Genomic DNA, 14,888 nt, shown 5'->3' with positions numbered 1-14,888 from the left:
CCCGCGGGAATCCGCGGGCGGCTCGGGTGGTTGAATGAACTGTCACGCTCCGGTTCCGGTTCACCTCGCAGTAGCGAGGACCCGGCGCCACATCGAGAGGAATCCACCGTGCGCTCCGGTATCCACCCCGAATACGTCGAGACGCAGGTCACCTGCGGCTGCGGCAACCAGTTCACCACCCGCAGCACCAAGACCAGCGGCACGATGACCGTTGAGACCTGCTCGGCCTGCCACCCGTTCTACACCGGCAAGCAGCGCATTCTCGACTCCGGCGGTCGCGTCGCCCGGTTCGAGGCGCGCTACGGCAAGCGGGCCGGCAAGAACTCCTAGCTTCGTCGACGGCGCCCACCGATCGTGGTGGGCGCCGTCCGCATGTCCGGGACAGCACAGGGAGCAGCGAGGGAGTGCGATGAGTGCACCAGCGGTTGAGGCGGTGCTCGCGGAGCACGCCGACCTGGAGTTGCGCCTCGCCGACCCCGAGATCCATGCCGACGCGGCCACCGCGCGCAAGCTCGGCCGCCGCTACTCGCAGATCGGGCCGATCGTGGCCGCCGCCCGTGAGCTCGCCGCGGCCCGCGACGACGAGGCCGCGGCCCGTGAGCTGGCCGCGGAGGACCCGAGCTTCGCCGCGGAGGCCGCCGCACTGGCCGAGCGGCTCCCCGAGCTGGAACGGCGCCTCGCCGACCTGCTGGTGCCCCGGGATCCGCACGACGGCGACGACATCGTGCTCGAGGTCAAGTCGGGTGAGGGCGGCGAGGAGTCCGCGCTGTTCGCGGGCGATCTCGTGCGCATGTACCTGCGTTACGCCGAGCGCCGGGGCTGGACCACCGAGGTCCTCGACGCCGTGCCGTCGGACCTCGGCGGCTACAAGGACATCACGCTGTCGGTGCGTTCGCGCACACCGGCGGCCGACGGGGTATGGGCGGCGCTGAAGTTCGAGGGCGGTGTGCACCGCGTGCAGCGCGTTCCCGTCACCGAGTCGCAGGGCCGCGTGCACACCTCCGCCGCGGGCGTGCTCGTGTACCCCGACACCGGCGAGGACGCCGCGGTCGAGGTCGACGAGAACGACCTGCGGGTCGACGTGTTCCGTTCCTCGGGCCACGGCGGACAGAGCGTCAACACCACCGACTCCGCGGTCCGGATCACGCACCTGCCCACCGGCATCGTCGTGAGCTGCCAGAACGAGCGGTCACAGCTGCAGAACCGGGCCAGGGCGATGGAGGTGCTGCGGTCGCGGCTGCAGGCACTCGCCGAGGCGGAGGCGGCCGCGCAGGCCTCGGCCGACCGGCGCTCGCAGGTGCGCACGGTCGACCGCAGCGAGCGGATCCGCACCTACAACTATCCCGAGAGCCGCATCTCCGACCACCGCGTCGGCTACAAGGCCCACAACCTCCCCGCCGTCCTCGACGGCGACCTCGACGACCTCCTGGCCGCGCTCGCCACCGCCGAGCGTGCGGAGACGGTGGGCGCGTGAACGGCCTCCCGCATTGCAGCAAAGCCACTTTCATGCCATCTCGTTGCGTGAAAGTGGCTTTGCTGCAACCGGGGGGAGGGGGCACCGCGTGAGCCGGCAGCCGCTGCGGTTGGCGATCCTCGAGGCCGAGCGCACGCTCGCGGCCGCGGGCATCGGCTCGCCGCGGGTCGACGCCGAACTGCTCGCCGCCCACGTCGTCGGGGTCGAGCGCGGCCGGTTGATGCTCCAGCCGCTGGTGGACCCGCCCGTGGTGGACGCGTTGCGCCACCTCGTGGAGCGGCGCGCCGCCCGCGAGCCGCTGCAGCATCTGCTCGGCACCGCCGTGCTCGGCCCGGTCACCGTCGCCGTCGGACCGGGGGTGTTCACCCCGCGCCCGGAGACGGAACTGCTGCTCGAATGGGGCCTGCACGCGATCGACGGCATCCCGTCGCCGCTGGTGGTGGACCTGTGCACGGGATCGGCGGCCCTCGCGCTCGGAGTGGCGGCGAGCCGTCCGGACGCGGTGGTGCACGCCGTCGAGGTCGACTCCGTAGCGCTGACGTGGGCGCAGCGCAACATCTCCGACCACGTCTCCGCCGGTGGCACGCCGGTCACGCTGCACGCGGCCGACGTCCGGTGGACCGACCTCCTCGTCGAGCTCGAGTCGCACGTCGACCTGGTGCTCTGCAACCCGCCCTACGTCCCCGACGGCACGCCGCTGCCCCCGGAGGTCGTCGACTGGGACCCGCCCGACGCCGTGTACGGCGGCCCGGACGGCCTGGAGATCATCCGTGGGGTCATCGCCGCCTCGGCCGGACTGCTGCGCTACGGCGGCTACCTCGGCATCGAGCACGACGACACCCACGGCGAGGTGGTGCCGGCGCTGCTACGCCGCCGGCGCGTCCTCACCGACGTCGAGGAGCATCACGACCTCGCCGGCCGCCCCCGGTTCGCCACCGCACGGCGGCGGGACACCGCGCCGTCGTAGGTACCGGCGCCGTCGGAGGTTTCGGGTCCCTCGTACGCTCGTGGCGTGGCCTTCACCTACGACTGCAGCGATCCGGACGCCCGGGTCGAGGGACTCGCCGCCGCGGCCCGCTCCGTACGGGCCGGGCGACTGGTCGTACTTCCCACCGACACGGTCTACGGGATCGGCTGCGACGCGTTCAGCAGCACCGCGGTCCGCGGCCTGCTCGCGGCGAAGCGGCGTGGTCCGGACATGCCCGTGCCGGTGCTCGTCGGCTCCTGGTCCACGATCGACGGTCTGGTGCTGGGGGTGCCGAAGACCGCACGTGACCTGATCGAGGCGTTCTGGCCAGGTGGGCTGTCGCTGGTGCTCCCGCACGCGCCGTCCCTGGACTGGGACCTGGGGTCCACCAAGGGCACGGTGATGCTGCGGATGCCGCTGCACCCCGTTGCGCTGGAACTGCTGCGTGACGTCGGGCCGATGGCGGTGTCCAGCGCGAACGTCTCGGGGTCGCCGCCTGCCGCGGCAGCCGACGAGGCGCATGCCCAGCTCGGCGACTCGGTGTCCGTCTACCTGGACGGCGGTCCGTCGGGCGAGCCGATCGCGTCCACGGTGGTCGACCTCACCGGCGACCAGCCCCGGGTGCTGCGCGAAGGCGCGGTGAGCACGGCAGCCGTGGCCGAGGTGCTGGGCCGCGAGGTCCTCACGGTGTAGCCGGGTGCCCTACGGCAGGCCGACCATCGTGGCCAGGCGCCCCACGGCATCGTCGAAGTAGCGCCCGTTGTCGGCCACCACGTTGTGGCTGTGGCCGAAGAGCTCGAAGCTGATCATCCCGAAGAGCGTGGTCCAGGCCAGGACCGTGCGCGCGGCCAGCGACGAGCCCGGGTCGTCAGCGGGCAGTCCGACGCGCACGGCGAGACCGGGGGCCAGGGTGGTGTCGGCGCCCGTGGCGTCGGCGGTGGGATCGACCGTCCCGGCGGCCACGCCGTCGGCGATCACCCGGCTGAGCGCTTCCCCGACGCGCGCCGCAGGCCCGGTGGTGGCCTCGGGCGCCGCGTAGCCCGGCACGGGCGAGCCGTAGATGAGGGCGTACTCGTGCGGGTGGGCCACGGCCCACTCCCGGGTGGCGGAGCAGACGGCCAGCCAGCGCGCCCGGAGGTCGGTGCGGGGGACAGCGGTCTCGGCCTGCTCGGCGGCGGCTCCGAGCGCGTCGTAGGCGTCGACGATCAGCGTGGTGAGCAGGTCGTCGCGGCTGGGGAAGTACCGGTACACGGCGGACGACGCCATCCCCAGCTCGCGGGCCACGGCCCGTAGCGAGAGCGCGGCGGCTCCTTCGGAGGCTAGGTGCCTGCGGGCGACGTCCGCGATCTCGCGGGTCAGTTCGGCGCGCACGCGGGCGCGGGTACCGGCGGCGGTCATGGCGGAAGTCTGGCACGAACGCAGAGCATCGGCAACAATAGCGAGCAGTGCTCTTGATGCCCTGACCGGCTAATAGCCCGGCCCGGGTACCGTTGTCCAGCGTGAGCGAGTCCATCGAGCAGAGCCGTGAGCAGCACACCCCGTTCTGGGGCCCGGACTTCGGCGCGCTGCAGCACCAGGATCCCGAGATCGCGGGAGTGGTGCTCGACGAGCTGGCCAGGTTGCGCGGCGGCCTGCAGCTCATCGCCAGCGAGAACCTCACCAGCCCCGCGGTGCTTGCCGCACTCGGCTCGACGCTGTCGAACAAGTACGCCGAGGGCTACCCGGGGCGCCGCTACTACGGCGGTTGCGAGGTGGTCGACCGCGCCGAGGAGATCGGCAACGCCCGCACGAAGGAGCTCTTCGGTGCGGAGCACGTCAACCTCCAGCCGCACTCCGGCGCGTCGGCCAACTTCGCGGTGTACGCGGCCTTCACGCAGCCCGGCGACACCGTGCTCGCGATGGACCTCAAGCAGGGTGGCCACCTCACCCACGGCAGCAAGGTCAGCTTCTCCGGCAAGTGGTTCAACGCCGTGTCCTACACGGTGCGCGAGGACTCCGAGCTGATCGACTACGACCAGGTGCGCGACCTGGCCCGTGAGCACCAGCCGAAGATGATCATCGCCGGCGCCACGGCGTACCCGCGGCTGATCGACTTCGCGGCCTTCCGGGAGATCGCCGACGAGGTGGGCGCCAAGCTCGTGGTCGACGCCGCACACTTCATCGGCCTGGTGGCCGGGAAGGCCATCCCGTCGCCGGTGCCGTTCGCCGACGTGGTCACGGCCACCACGCACAAGGTGCTGCGCGGTCCGCGCGGCGGCATGATCCTCGCCCGCGCCGAGCACGCGAAGGCGATCGACAAGGCCGTGTTCCCGTTCTCCCAGGGTGGCCCGCTCATGCACGCCGTCGCCGCCAAGGCGGTGGCGATGAAGGAAGCCGCTGCACCGGAGTACCAGGCCTACGCCGCTCAGGTGATCGCCAACGCGCAGGCACTGGCCAAGGGCCTGGAGGCGGAGGGCATGCGGGCCGTGTCCGGCGGCACCGACACCCACCTCGCGCTCGTCGACCTGCGGCCCATCGGCGTCACGGGCGACCAGGCCGAGACGCGCTGCGACGCCGCGCGCATCACGCTCAACAAGAACGCCATCCCCTACGACCCGGCCCCGCCGCTGAAGCCGTCGGGTCTGCGCGTGGGGTCGCCGAGCGTCACCACGCAGGGCATGGTCGAGTCCGACATGGCCGAGGTCGCCACCCTGCTGGGCAGGGCCGTGCGGGCCGAGCACGGCACCCCCGCGGGCGACGCCGAGCTCGCCGACGTGGCCGAGGCCGTGTCGACGTTGGTGGCCCGCGCCCCCGCGTACCCGCGGCCCTGATCCACATCGGCTGACCGAGAAGATCGTCGTGGTCCCCACGTTCGTCCTACCCATCCGGGAGTACCTGCTCACGGGACTGACGGCGGCAGTGGTCACGTTCCTGCTCGTCGGTCCGGTGCGGGTGCTGGCGCTGCGCCTCGGCGCGGTGGCCTGGCCCCGCGGCCGCGACGTGCACGTGACGCCGACTCCCCGGTGGGGCGGCCTGGCGATGCTCGGCGGGGTGCTGGCCGGGGTCGGGATGGCCTACCAGCTACCCGCGCTGCGGCTGGCGTTCGACAACAACGCCTACGAGGTGCTCGGCGTGTTCGGCGCCGCGGTGCTCTTGGCCGGTGTCGGCGCACTCGACGACCGGTACGAGCTCGACGCGCTCACGAAGTTCGCAGGCCAGACCACCGCGGCCGGCATCCTGGTGATCTTCGGCGTGCAGTGGACCGTGTTCTACGTCCCGTGGGGCGGCGGCGGCACGGGGGTCTCCGGGTCGTTGCTGATCCTCGGCCAGGAGCAGGGCGTGGTGCTCACCGTGCTGGTCACGGTGGCGCTGGTGAACGCGATGAACTTCGTCGACGGCCTGGACGGGCTGGCGGCCGGCATCGGCCTGATCGCCGCGGCCGCCACGGGCCTGTTCGCGATCGGGCTGGTGCAGCGGGTGGGCAACGACCCGTCGGCGTACTCGCCCGCTCTCATCGCGGCCGTGCTCGCCGGAGCGTGTCTCGGCTTCCTGCCCCACAACTTCAACCCGGCCCGGATCTTCATGGGTGACTCGGGGTCGATGCTCATCGGCCTGTTGCTCGCCGCCGCCACCACGAGCGCCTCCGGGAAGATCTCGATCATCGGCGCGGACGGCAGCGACGTGCTGGCCCTGTTCGCTCCGCTCCTGGTGCTCGCCGCGGTGGTGTTCGTCCCGCTGCTGGACCTGCTCATGGCGGTGGTCCGGCGCACCCGCAAGGGCATGAGCCCGTTCTCGCCCGACAAGATGCACCTGCATCACCGGCTGCTCGAGATCGGCCACAGCCAGCGGCGTGCGGTTCTGCTGATCTACCTGTGGGCCGGTGTGCTGGCGTTCGGTGCGGTGGCACTGGCGCTGATCGACGACCCGTCCGTCGTGTTGTGGGCGGTGGGGATCGGCCTTGTCGTGGCCGTGCTCGCCACCGCCATTCCGAGAGTGAGGGCCAGATGACAGACCCGGACCCCCCGGTGAAGGACGCTCCGCACGTCGCATCGGTGCTCAAGCTGGCGGCCGCCATGCAGCGCACCGCCGCGATCCTGTCGGTGGTCGTCGCCGTCGTGGCGATCGTCGTGGCGTTGGTGCTGCGCGGCACGCCGGGAGCGATCGGCGCGGTGGTCGGGAGCGTGATCGGCGTTGCGCTGGGCTGGCTCGGCACGTTCGTGATGGCGAAGACGGCCAGGGCCACGCCTGCGGGGGTGATGATCGGGGCGATGACCGCGTTCACCGGGAAGATCGCGTTCCTCCTGGTGTTCCTGCTGCTCTTCCGCGGCACCACGCTGTTCGACAACCAGTCGTTCGCGTTCACGATGCTCGCCGTGACAGCAGCGTGGATCCTCGGAGAGGTGATCGGCTTCGTGCGCACCCGCATCCCCGCGGTGGATCTCTGACCGTCACCGGACCGGGTGACACGATGGTGTGATCAGCGTCTCTCTGAGGTGCAGGTCACTCGTCGTTAAGGTTCTACACGCGATAGAGCCATGTCGGCGTGGTTTCCGGGACACCGGAGTGGGGGCTCCCGCGACGAGCGGTCGTCCGCCGAGGTCATCCCTGGTAAACCAGCGCTAACACTCCTGATATGGTCCTGTGCAATGGAGCCGGGCCAGTCGCGTGGGGGCGGCACTCAACCGCCACCCCCGAGCGACGCGTGGACCGCTCTGTCCTACCTGCTGTCCGGTTTCTTCCTCTTCGGGGGGATCGGCTGGGGGTTGGACGCACTGCTGGGTACACGAGTGTTCACGCCGGTCGGTTTGCTGTTCGGCGGGGCGGCCTCGATGTACTTGATCTACATCAGGTACGTTAAGTCCTGATCGTCACGATTCTGCCGACCCGGACCGCCCGGTCGACGGAACCGGAAGGAGCATTGGGTGACCATCCTGGCCACCGCCCCACCACCTCCGGCCCCCAATCCGGGGTTCGAGTCACCGGGTGTCGCCGACTTCCAGCTGCCACCGATCTTCGGTCCCGTCACGAAGCCGGTTCTGGAGCTCGTGCTCGCCGCGATCATCGTGTACGCGTTCTTCGCCTACACCACGCGGCGTCCGCAGCTGGTGCCGAGCAAATCGCAGTTCCTCGGCGAGTCCTTCCACGGCATCGTGCGGAACAGCATCGCTCGCGACAACATCGGGCCGGAGTTCCTCAAGTACGTCCCGTTCCTCACCACGCTGTTCGCCTTCATCCTGGTGAACAACCTGTTCGGGATCATTCCGTTCATCCAGTTCCCCACGTTCGCGCACCCCGGTGTGCCCTACGCCCTCGCCGGCGTGGTGTGGCTGATGTACAACATCATCGGCCTCCGCAGGCACGGCTTCGTCGGATATCTGCGGATCTCCACCTGGCCACCGGACGTGCCGTGGTGGGTGCGGATCGTGCTCACGCCGATCGAGTTCCTGTCCAACATTCTGCTGCGTCCGGTCACGCTGTCGCTGCGACTCTTCGGCAACATGTTCGCCGGCCACCTGCTGCTGCTGGTGTTCATCCTCGGCGGCGAGTACATGCTGCTGCACTCGCAGTCGGTGTTCCTCGCGGTTCTCTCCCCGGCGGCCTTCGGGCTCGGCATCGTCTTCACGTTCTTCGAAGCCTTTGTGCAGGTGGTGCAGGCCTATATCTTCACCATCCTCACCGCCTCCTACATCGGCGCCGTGCTCGCCGACGACCACTAGGTCGCCCCGCCCCACGAACTGACGGGTCCGCGGGACGTACCGCGGACCGGACGAAAGGAAAGTGCAATGGTCACCGGTAACCTGAACGTCATCGGGTACGGCCTGTCCGCCATCGGCCCGGGTATCGGCGTCGGCATCGTCTTCGCTGCCTTCATCAACGGTGTTGCCCGCCAGCCGGAGGCTCGCGGTCAGCTGCAGGGCATCGCGTTCATCGGGTTCGCGCTGTCCGAGGCGCTGGCGATCCTGGGCCTCGTGCTCGCGTTCGCCCTCTAGTCACATGCCGAGCGCCGGCAAGGCGAGGAGACACATCCCATGAACACCGTGATCGCGGCGGAGGAGCTGAACCCGCTCACACCCCACCCGGTCGAGATCATCGTCGGTCTGATCGCGTTCGGATTGCTGTACCTGCTCCTGCGGCGCACGGCCTTCCCGCAGTTCGAGCGGGTCTACGCCGACCGCAAGGACAAGATCGAGGGCGGGTTGAAGCGGGCCGAGGAGGCTCAGCAGCAGGCCGACGACCTCAAGCGGCAGTACGAGGAGCAGCTCGCCGGCCTGCGTGCCGAGGCGGCTCGCATCCGCGACGACGCTCGTGCCGAGGGCCAGCAGATCAAGGCAGAGCTGCGGGCCCAGGCCGAGGAGGAGGCCGCGCGCATCCGCCAGCGGGGCGAGGAGCAGATCGCCGCGCAGCGGGAGCAGGTGGTGCGCCAGCTCCGTGGGGAGATCGGCGGGCTGTCCGTGCAGCTGGCGGAGCGCATCATCGGCGACTCGCTCGCCGACGACACGCGCCGCTCGTCCACCGTCGACGCGTTCCTGTCCGAGCTCGACGGTCTCGCGGAGCGCCGTGAGGCCACCCCGGCGAGCGGGGCGAGCTGATGGCCACCGTCCTGCAGGCGGCCAGCCGGGAGGCGATGGCTGCGGCCCTCGGCCGGCTGAACGCCTACGTGGACAGCGCCGACGCTCGCGCGCTCACCACCCTGGGCGACGAGCTGTTCGCGTTCACGCGGCTCGTCGCCGGCGAGAGGGCACTGCGGCGCATCCTCGCCGACCCCTCCACTCCGGAGTCGGCACGTGCGGGGCTCGCCGAGCAGGTGCTCGGCGGGCAGCTGTCGGAGTCCGCACTGGACTTCGTGAAGCTGCTGGTGACCTCCCGCTGGTCACAGGCGTCCGACCTGGTCGGGGCCGCGGAGACGCTGGCCCGCCAGGCCACGCTCGCCGTGGCCGAGAAGAACGGCAAGCTCGACGACGTCGAGGACGAGCTGTTCCGGTTCGGCCGGATCCTCGACCGCGAGCCCCAGCTGAACACGCTGCTCTCCGACGCGAGCACCCCTGCCGACGGCCGCATCAAGCTGCTCGACCAGGTGATCGGCAAGCGGGTCTCCCCGGTCGCCGCCTCGTTGCTGCGTCAGACGGTGCGGCTGCCCCGCAGCAGGCACCTGGACATCGTGGCCGAAGAGCTGGCGGAGATGGCGGCGGAGCGCCGCGACCGGTCGGTCGCGCGGATCACCGCACCCATCGCGCTCACTCGGGTACAGGAGCAGAAGCTCACCGACTCGTTGAGCCGGCTCTACGGACGGCCGATCTCCCTGCAGGTCGAGCTGGACGAGCGCCTGCTGGGCGGACTGGTCGTGCAGGTCGGCGGCGAGGTCATCGACGGCAGCGTCGCGGGCAAGCTGGCCGCCGCGCGGCGCACGCTGCCGAGCTGACCCCCGCCCAGAGACGTTTAACCGACCGAAAAGAAGGAACAGACGACAGCCATGACAGAGCTGACGATCTCCTCCGAGGAGATCCGGAGTGCGATCTCCAGCTACGTCTCCTCGCTGGAGACGGAGACCTCCCGCGAAGAGGTGGGACACGTCTCCGACACCGGCGACGGCATCGCCCACGTCGAGGGACTGCCTTCGGCGATGACCAACGAACTCCTCGAGTTCCCCGGTGGCGTGCTGGGTGTCGCCCTGAACCTCGACGTCCACGAGATCGGCGCGGTGATCCTGGGCGACTACGCCCACATCGAGGAAGGCCAGCCGGTCAAGCGCACCGGCAACATCCTCTCCGTGCCGGTCGGGGACAACTTCCTGGGCCGGGTCATCGACCCCCTGGGCACTCCCCTGGACGGGCTCGGCGACATCGAGGCCGAGACGCAGCGTGTGCTCGAGCTGCAGGCGGCGTCCGTGATGCAGCGCCAGAGCGTCAGCGAGCCCCTGCAGACCGGCATCAAGGCCATCGACGCCATGACGCCCATCGGCCGCGGCCAGCGCCAGCTGATCATCGGTGACCGCAAGACCGGCAAGACCGCGGTCTGCGTCGACACGATCATCAACCAGAAGCAGAACTGGGCCAGCGGCGACCCGAAGCAGCAGGTCCGCTGCATCTACGTCGCCATCGGGCAGAAGGGCTCCACGATCGCCGGTATCCGGCAGTCGCTGGAGGACGCCGGCGCGCTGGAGTACACGACGATCGTCGCGTCCCCGGCCAACGACCCTGCCGGCTTCAAGTGGCTCGCGCCCTACACCGGTTCGGCGCTGGGCCAGCACTGGATGTACCAGGGCAACCACGTCCTGATCGTCTTCGACGACCTCTCGAAGCAGGCTGAGGCGTACCGCGCGATCTCACTGCTGCTGCGCCGCCCGCCGGGCCGCGAGGCCTACCCGGGCGACGTCTTCTACTTGCACTCCCGGCTGCTGGAGCGCTGCGCGAAGCTGTCCGACGATCTCGGCGCGGGGTCGATGACGGGCCTGCCGATCATCGAGACGAAGGCCAACGACGTCTCGGCCTACATCCCCACCAACGTCATCTCGATCACCGACGGCCAGGTGTTCCTCGAGTCGGACCTGTTCAACCAGGGTGTCCGGCCGGCGATCAACGTCGGTATCTCGGTCTCCCGAGTCGGTGGTTCGGCGCAGGTCCGGGCCATGCGCACGGTGTCCGGCTCACTGCGGCTGGACCTCTCGCAGTACCGCGAGCTGGAGGCCTTCTCCGCCTTCGGTTCCGACCTGGACGCGGCGTCCGCGGCGGCGCTGGGCAGGGGCGCCCGGCTCGTGGAGCTGCTCAAGCAGTCGCAGTACCGGCCGCAGCCCGTCGAGGAGCAGGTCGTCTCGATCTTCCTCGGCACGCGCGGGCACCTCGACTCGGTGCCGGTGAGCGACATCCGCCGCTTCGAGTCGGAGTTCCTCGACCACGTGCGGCGCAACCAGGAGGGCATCCTCGCCGAGATCCGCGACACCGGAAAGCTGTCCGACGAGCTGGCCGAGCGGATCACCGGGGTCGTGAAGGAGTTCAAGGACAACTTCACCGCGTCCGACGGGTCGTCGGTGGTGCCGAAGGAAGCCCAGGCCGAGGCGCTCGACGAGGAAGACGTCGACCGCGAGTCGGTGAAGGTCAACAAGCCTGCTCCGGCCGGCAGCTCCTCAGAGTAGGCGAGTAGATCAATGGCGGCACAGATTCGCGTGCTGCGGCGGCGGATCCGGTCGACGCAGTCCATCAAGAAGATCACCCGGGCGATGGAGCTGATCGCGACCTCCCGGATCGCGAAGGCCCGTGCCCGGGTCGACGAGGCCAAGCCCTACGCCGAGCAGATGACCGCGGTCCTCACCGAGCTGGCCAACAACTCGGCGCTGGACCACCCACTGCTGGTCGAGCGGGAGAACGCCAAGCGCGCCGCGGTCCTGGTGGTCACCAGCGACCGTGGCCAGGCCGGCGGCTACAACGCCAACGTGCTCAAGGAGGCGGAGCAGCTGCAGTCCCTGCTCCGTGAGCAGGGCAAGGAGCCGGTGCTCTACGTCATCGGCCGCAAGGGTGTGAACTACTTCCGGTTCCGGCACCGCAAGGTCGAGGCGTCCTGGACGGGGTTCTCCGAGCAGCCGAGCTACGCCGACGCCGCGGAGGTGGCCCGCACGCTCGTCGCGGCCTTCATGGCAGGCGTGAGCGACTCCGACGGGGAGCAGGGTGCCGAGGGCACCGACGGCGAACGCGACACGGACGACGTGCAGGCCGTCGACGAGCTGCACCTCGTGTACACGCAGTTCAAGAACATGGTCACCCAGACGCCGCAGGCGCGGCGGATGGCGCCCATGGAGGTCGAGTACTCGGGGAGCGAGACCGAGCGGATCGCCGAGGGCGAGACCGTCGGCCGTACCGCGGAGGAGACTGCGACCCAGGCCGCGTCGGACGTCCGTCCCCTGTACGAGTTCGAGCCGGACGCCGACACGCTGTTCGATGCGCTGCTGCCCAAGTACGTCGGGGCGCGGCTGTTCGCGGCCCTGCTCGAGTCGGCAGCGTCGGAGTCGGCCGCTCGCCAGCGGGCGATGAAGGCCGCAACGGACAATGCGAACGAACTGATCCGTACCCTGACACTGGAGGCCAACCAGGCCCGTCAGGCTCAGATCACCCAGGAGATCAGTGAGATCGTCGGTGGCGCCGACGCTCTCGTGAGCGTAGGAAGTGAGAACTGATGACCGCCACCGCTGATACCGGCACCCCATCCGCTCCGACTGAGGCCAGGACCGGGCGGGTTGTGAGGGTCACCGGCCCGGTCGTCGACGTCGAGTTCCCACGCAACGAGGTTCCGGAGCTCTACACGGCGCTCACGGTCGACGTGTCGATCGGTGACCTCGCCAAGACGCTGACCCTGGAGATCGCCCAGCACCTCGGCGACAACCTGGTGCGCACCATCTCCATGCAGCCCACCGACGGTCTCGTCCGCGGCCAGGAGGTCACCTCCCTCGGCCGTCCGATCTCGGTGCCGGTCGGCGACCAGGTCAAGGGCCACGTGTTCAACGCGCTCGGGGAGTGCCTGGACAAGCCCGACCTGGAGATCACGGGTGACCTGTGGGGCATCCACCGCTCGGCGCCGTCGTTCGACAAGCTCGAGGGCCGCACCGAGATGCTGGAGACCGGCATCAAGGTGCTGGACCTGCTCACCCCGTACGTGGTCGGCGGCAAGATCGGCCTGTTCGGTGGCGCGGGCGTGGGCAAGACCGTGCTCATCCAGGAGATGATCCAGCGTGTCGCCCAGAACTTCGGTGGCACCTCGGTGTTCGCCGGCGTGGGTGAGCGCACCCGTGAGGGCAACGACCTCATCACGGAGATGACCGAGAGCGGCGTCATCGAGAACACCGCGCTGGTGTTCGGTCAGATGGACGAGCCGCCGGGCACGCGTATGCGGGTGGCCCTGTCCGCTCTCACCATGGCGGAGTTCTTCCGCGACGAGCAGGACCAGGACGTGCTGCTCTTCATCGACAACATCTTCCGGTTCACGCAGGCCGGCTCCGAGGTGTCCACGCTGCTCGGCCGCATGCCGTCCGCGGTGGGGTACCAGCCCACCCTGGCCGACGAGATGGGCGAGCTGCAGGAGCGGATCACCTCGACCCGTGGCCGCTCGATCACCTCGATGCAGGCGATCTACGTGCCCGCCGACGACTACACCGACCCGGCGCCCGCCACCACGTTCGCGCACCTCGACGCCACCACGGAGCTCTCCCGCCCGATCTCCCAGAAGGGGATCTACCCGGCGGTCGACCCGCTGACGTCGACGTCCCGGATCCTCGACCCGCAGTACGTCGGCGAGGAGCACTTCCGGGTCGCCAACGAGGTGAAGCGGATCCTGCAGAAGTACTCCGACCTGCAGGACATCATCGCGATCCTCGGTATCGACGAGCTCTCCGAGGAGGACCGCCAGCTCGTGGGCCGCGCACGGCGCATCGAGCGGTTCCTCTCGCAGAACCTGCTGGTCGCCGAGCAGTTCACCGGCCAGCCGGGCTCCACGGTGCCGCTGAAGGAGACCATCGAGGCCTTCGACAAGATCGCGAAGGGCGAGTTCGACGACGTCCCCGAGCAGGCGTTCTTCCTCTGCGGCGGCCTCGATGACCTCGACAAGAACCGCAAGAAGCTCGAGGGCTGACCGTGGCGGACATGACGGTAGAGCTGGTCGCGGTCGAGCGGCGGATCTGGTCGGGTCAGGCCAGCTTCGTGCTCGCCCGCACCACCGTCGGCGAGATCGGTGTGCTGCCGGGGCACGAGTCCACGCTCGCGCAGCTGGAGGAGGCCGGCGTCGTGCGCATCGACGGCACCGACGGCACCTCCACCACGCTCGCGGTGCACGGCGGCTTCCTCTCGATCACACCGGATAACGTCACGGTGCTGGCCGAGTTCGCCGAGAAGGCCGAAGAGATCGATGTGTCCCGTGCTCGCTCCGCACTGGATCGGGCCGACACGTCCGAGCCAGAGGGTGCAGCTGCCGCTGCCCGCGCCAACGCGCGGCTGAAAGCCGCCGGCGCGGCTGAGTAGCTGGGGCCGCGTTGGGAGCAATGGCGCTGGTCGTCGGAATCCTGCTCCTGATCGCCTGTCTCGGCCTGGGATACCTGGCCTTTCGGCGAGTACGACTCATGCGGGGCGGTGGCGTGGACGTTTTTCTGCGCCGCCGCCCCGCTGTCGGTTCCCAGAAGAAGGACGACTCCGCGGGATGGCACTTCGGTGTCGGGCGCTACCGGGGCAATGAGCTCGCGTGGTTCCGCCTGACGTCCTTCCGGCTCGGGCCCACCGCCGTCGTCGACCGGACGCACCTCGAGATCGTCGACCGGCGCAGCCCGTCCGGTGGCGAGATCTACCTCCTGCCGCCGACGGCATCGGTGCTGCGCTGCCGGGTGCAGGGGGAGGACCTCGAGATCGCCATGGGGCAGGGGGTGCTCACCGGTTTCCTGTCATGGCTGGAGGCGACCCCACCCGGGCGCACCGGGTACCGCCAGGCCTCCTGACG

At 69.9% G+C, this 14,888-nt stretch carries 17 protein-coding genes; 16 read left to right on the top strand and 1 reads right to left on the bottom strand.

Going from position 1 to position 14,888, the window contains the following annotated elements; translation table 11 throughout:
- The first annotated feature begins 108 nt into the window (after positions 1–108).
- The 4 genes from rpmE to AC5L35_RS14010 all read left to right on the top strand — a co-directional run bounded on the left by rpmE (position 109) and on the right by AC5L35_RS14010 (position 3,134).
- Entirely contained in the window at positions 109–330 is a 222-nt protein-coding gene (rpmE, locus tag AC5L35_RS14025) for a 50S ribosomal protein L31 (protein ID WP_169398733.1), read from the top strand.
- Between the two features lie 79 nt (positions 331–409).
- The gene (gene prfA / locus AC5L35_RS14020; protein WP_495060052.1) at positions 410–1,474 is read left to right on the top strand and encodes a peptide chain release factor 1; all 1,065 of its coding nucleotides are present in this window, start codon (positions 410–412) and stop codon (positions 1,472–1,474) included.
- 88 nt (positions 1,475–1,562) lie between these two features.
- Complete coding sequence (locus AC5L35_RS14015) at positions 1,563–2,441, top strand: N5-glutamine methyltransferase family protein (protein ID WP_495060051.1); 879 nt, start codon at positions 1,563–1,565, stop codon at positions 2,439–2,441.
- Between the two features lie 45 nt (positions 2,442–2,486).
- Positions 2,487–3,134, top strand: coding sequence for an L-threonylcarbamoyladenylate synthase (locus AC5L35_RS14010; RefSeq protein ID WP_495060050.1), 648 nt, complete (start codon positions 2,487–2,489; stop codon positions 3,132–3,134).
- 9 nt (positions 3,135–3,143) lie between these two features.
- Here AC5L35_RS14010 and AC5L35_RS14005 read toward each other — a convergent pair whose 3' ends face one another.
- Positions 3,144–3,839, bottom strand: a complete 696-nt coding sequence (locus AC5L35_RS14005; RefSeq protein WP_495060049.1) for a TetR/AcrR family transcriptional regulator — start codon at positions 3,837–3,839, stop codon at positions 3,144–3,146.
- A 101-nt stretch (positions 3,840–3,940) separates the two neighbouring features.
- On the opposite strand from AC5L35_RS14005, the gene glyA reads away from it, so the two are divergent.
- The 12 genes from glyA to AC5L35_RS13945 all read left to right on the top strand — a co-directional run bounded on the left by glyA (position 3,941) and on the right by AC5L35_RS13945 (position 14,886).
- Entirely contained in the window at positions 3,941–5,251 is a 1,311-nt protein-coding gene (gene glyA, locus AC5L35_RS14000; RefSeq protein ID WP_495060048.1) for a serine hydroxymethyltransferase, read from the top strand.
- A gap of 28 nt (positions 5,252–5,279) precedes the next feature.
- Positions 5,280–6,428 (top strand): glycosyltransferase family 4 protein, encoded by a 1,149-nt coding sequence (locus AC5L35_RS13995; protein WP_495060047.1) that lies wholly within the window; start codon positions 5,280–5,282, stop codon positions 6,426–6,428.
- Positions 6,425–6,865, top strand: coding sequence for a Cg1360 family ATP-synthase-associated protein (locus AC5L35_RS13990; protein ID WP_495060046.1), 441 nt, complete (start codon positions 6,425–6,427; stop codon positions 6,863–6,865). Before AC5L35_RS13995 ends, AC5L35_RS13990 begins: the two co-directional genes overlap by 4 nt.
- 477 nt (positions 6,866–7,342) lie before the next feature.
- Positions 7,343–8,137, top strand: coding sequence for a F0F1 ATP synthase subunit A (atpB, locus tag AC5L35_RS13985; protein ID WP_495060045.1), 795 nt, complete (start codon positions 7,343–7,345; stop codon positions 8,135–8,137).
- Between the two features lie 66 nt (positions 8,138–8,203).
- A complete protein-coding gene (atpE, locus tag AC5L35_RS13980) occupies positions 8,204–8,410 on the top strand; it encodes an ATP synthase F0 subunit C (RefSeq protein ID WP_433275534.1) in 207 nt (68 codons plus the stop codon).
- A 39-nt stretch (positions 8,411–8,449) separates the two neighbouring features.
- The gene (locus AC5L35_RS13975) at positions 8,450–9,010 is read left to right on the top strand and encodes a F0F1 ATP synthase subunit B (protein WP_495060044.1); all 561 of its coding nucleotides are present in this window, start codon (positions 8,450–8,452) and stop codon (positions 9,008–9,010) included.
- Complete coding sequence (locus AC5L35_RS13970; protein WP_495060043.1) at positions 9,010–9,840, top strand: F0F1 ATP synthase subunit delta; 831 nt, start codon at positions 9,010–9,012, stop codon at positions 9,838–9,840. The genes AC5L35_RS13975 and AC5L35_RS13970 overlap by 1 nt, the downstream gene beginning before the upstream one ends.
- 51 nt (positions 9,841–9,891) lie before the next feature.
- Positions 9,892–11,550 (top strand): F0F1 ATP synthase subunit alpha, encoded by a 1,659-nt coding sequence (gene atpA, locus AC5L35_RS13965; RefSeq protein ID WP_495060042.1) that lies wholly within the window; start codon positions 9,892–9,894, stop codon positions 11,548–11,550.
- Between the two features lie 12 nt (positions 11,551–11,562).
- Positions 11,563–12,585, top strand: coding sequence for a F0F1 ATP synthase subunit gamma (locus AC5L35_RS13960; RefSeq protein WP_495060041.1), 1,023 nt, complete (start codon positions 11,563–11,565; stop codon positions 12,583–12,585).
- Positions 12,585–14,033: a F0F1 ATP synthase subunit beta gene (gene atpD / locus AC5L35_RS13955; RefSeq protein WP_495060040.1), complete on the top strand. Its 1,449-nt coding sequence runs from the start codon at positions 12,585–12,587 to the stop codon at positions 14,031–14,033. The genes AC5L35_RS13960 and atpD overlap by 1 nt, the downstream gene beginning before the upstream one ends.
- Before the next feature lie 11 nt (positions 14,034–14,044).
- Complete coding sequence (locus AC5L35_RS13950; protein ID WP_495060382.1) at positions 14,045–14,419, top strand: F0F1 ATP synthase subunit epsilon; 375 nt, start codon at positions 14,045–14,047, stop codon at positions 14,417–14,419.
- Positions 14,420–14,439: 20 nt separating this feature from the next.
- Entirely contained in the window at positions 14,440–14,886 is a 447-nt protein-coding gene (locus AC5L35_RS13945; protein ID WP_495060039.1) for a DUF2550 domain-containing protein, read from the top strand.
- Positions 14,887–14,888 lie beyond the last annotated feature (2 nt).

The sequence above is a fragment of the Pseudonocardia sp. OZ21 genome (assembly GCF_059359135.1).
Note: the sequence above shows the minus strand (reverse complement) of the source record. Positions and strands in the feature narration are given on the sequence as shown.

Bases quoted from the DNA above. Each gene is read 5' to 3' on its own strand.
- AC5L35_RS13945 (WP_495060039.1), top strand. From the start codon at position 14,440: ATGGCGCTGGTCGTCGGAATCCTGCTCCTGATCGCCTGTCTCGGCCTG.
- AC5L35_RS13990 (WP_495060046.1), top strand. From the start codon at position 6,425: ATGACAGACCCGGACCCCCCGGTGAAGGACGCTCCGCACGTCGCATCG.
- AC5L35_RS13970 (WP_495060043.1), top strand. From the start codon at position 9,010: ATGGCCACCGTCCTGCAGGCGGCCAGCCGGGAGGCGATGGCTGCGGCC.
- prfA (WP_495060052.1), top strand. From the start codon at position 410: ATGAGTGCACCAGCGGTTGAGGCGGTGCTCGCGGAGCACGCCGACCTG.
- AC5L35_RS14005 (WP_495060049.1), bottom strand. From the start codon at position 3,839: ATGACCGCCGCCGGTACCCGCGCCCGCGTGCGCGCCGAACTGACCCGC.
- atpD (WP_495060040.1), top strand. From the start codon at position 12,585: ATGACCGCCACCGCTGATACCGGCACCCCATCCGCTCCGACTGAGGCC.
- AC5L35_RS13975 (WP_495060044.1), top strand. From the start codon at position 8,450: ATGAACACCGTGATCGCGGCGGAGGAGCTGAACCCGCTCACACCCCAC.
- atpA (WP_495060042.1), top strand. From the start codon at position 9,892: ATGACAGAGCTGACGATCTCCTCCGAGGAGATCCGGAGTGCGATCTCC.
- AC5L35_RS13950 (WP_495060382.1), top strand. From the start codon at position 14,045: ATGACGGTAGAGCTGGTCGCGGTCGAGCGGCGGATCTGGTCGGGTCAG.
- atpE (WP_433275534.1), top strand. From the start codon at position 8,204: ATGGTCACCGGTAACCTGAACGTCATCGGGTACGGCCTGTCCGCCATC.
- AC5L35_RS13960 (WP_495060041.1), top strand. From the start codon at position 11,563: ATGGCGGCACAGATTCGCGTGCTGCGGCGGCGGATCCGGTCGACGCAG.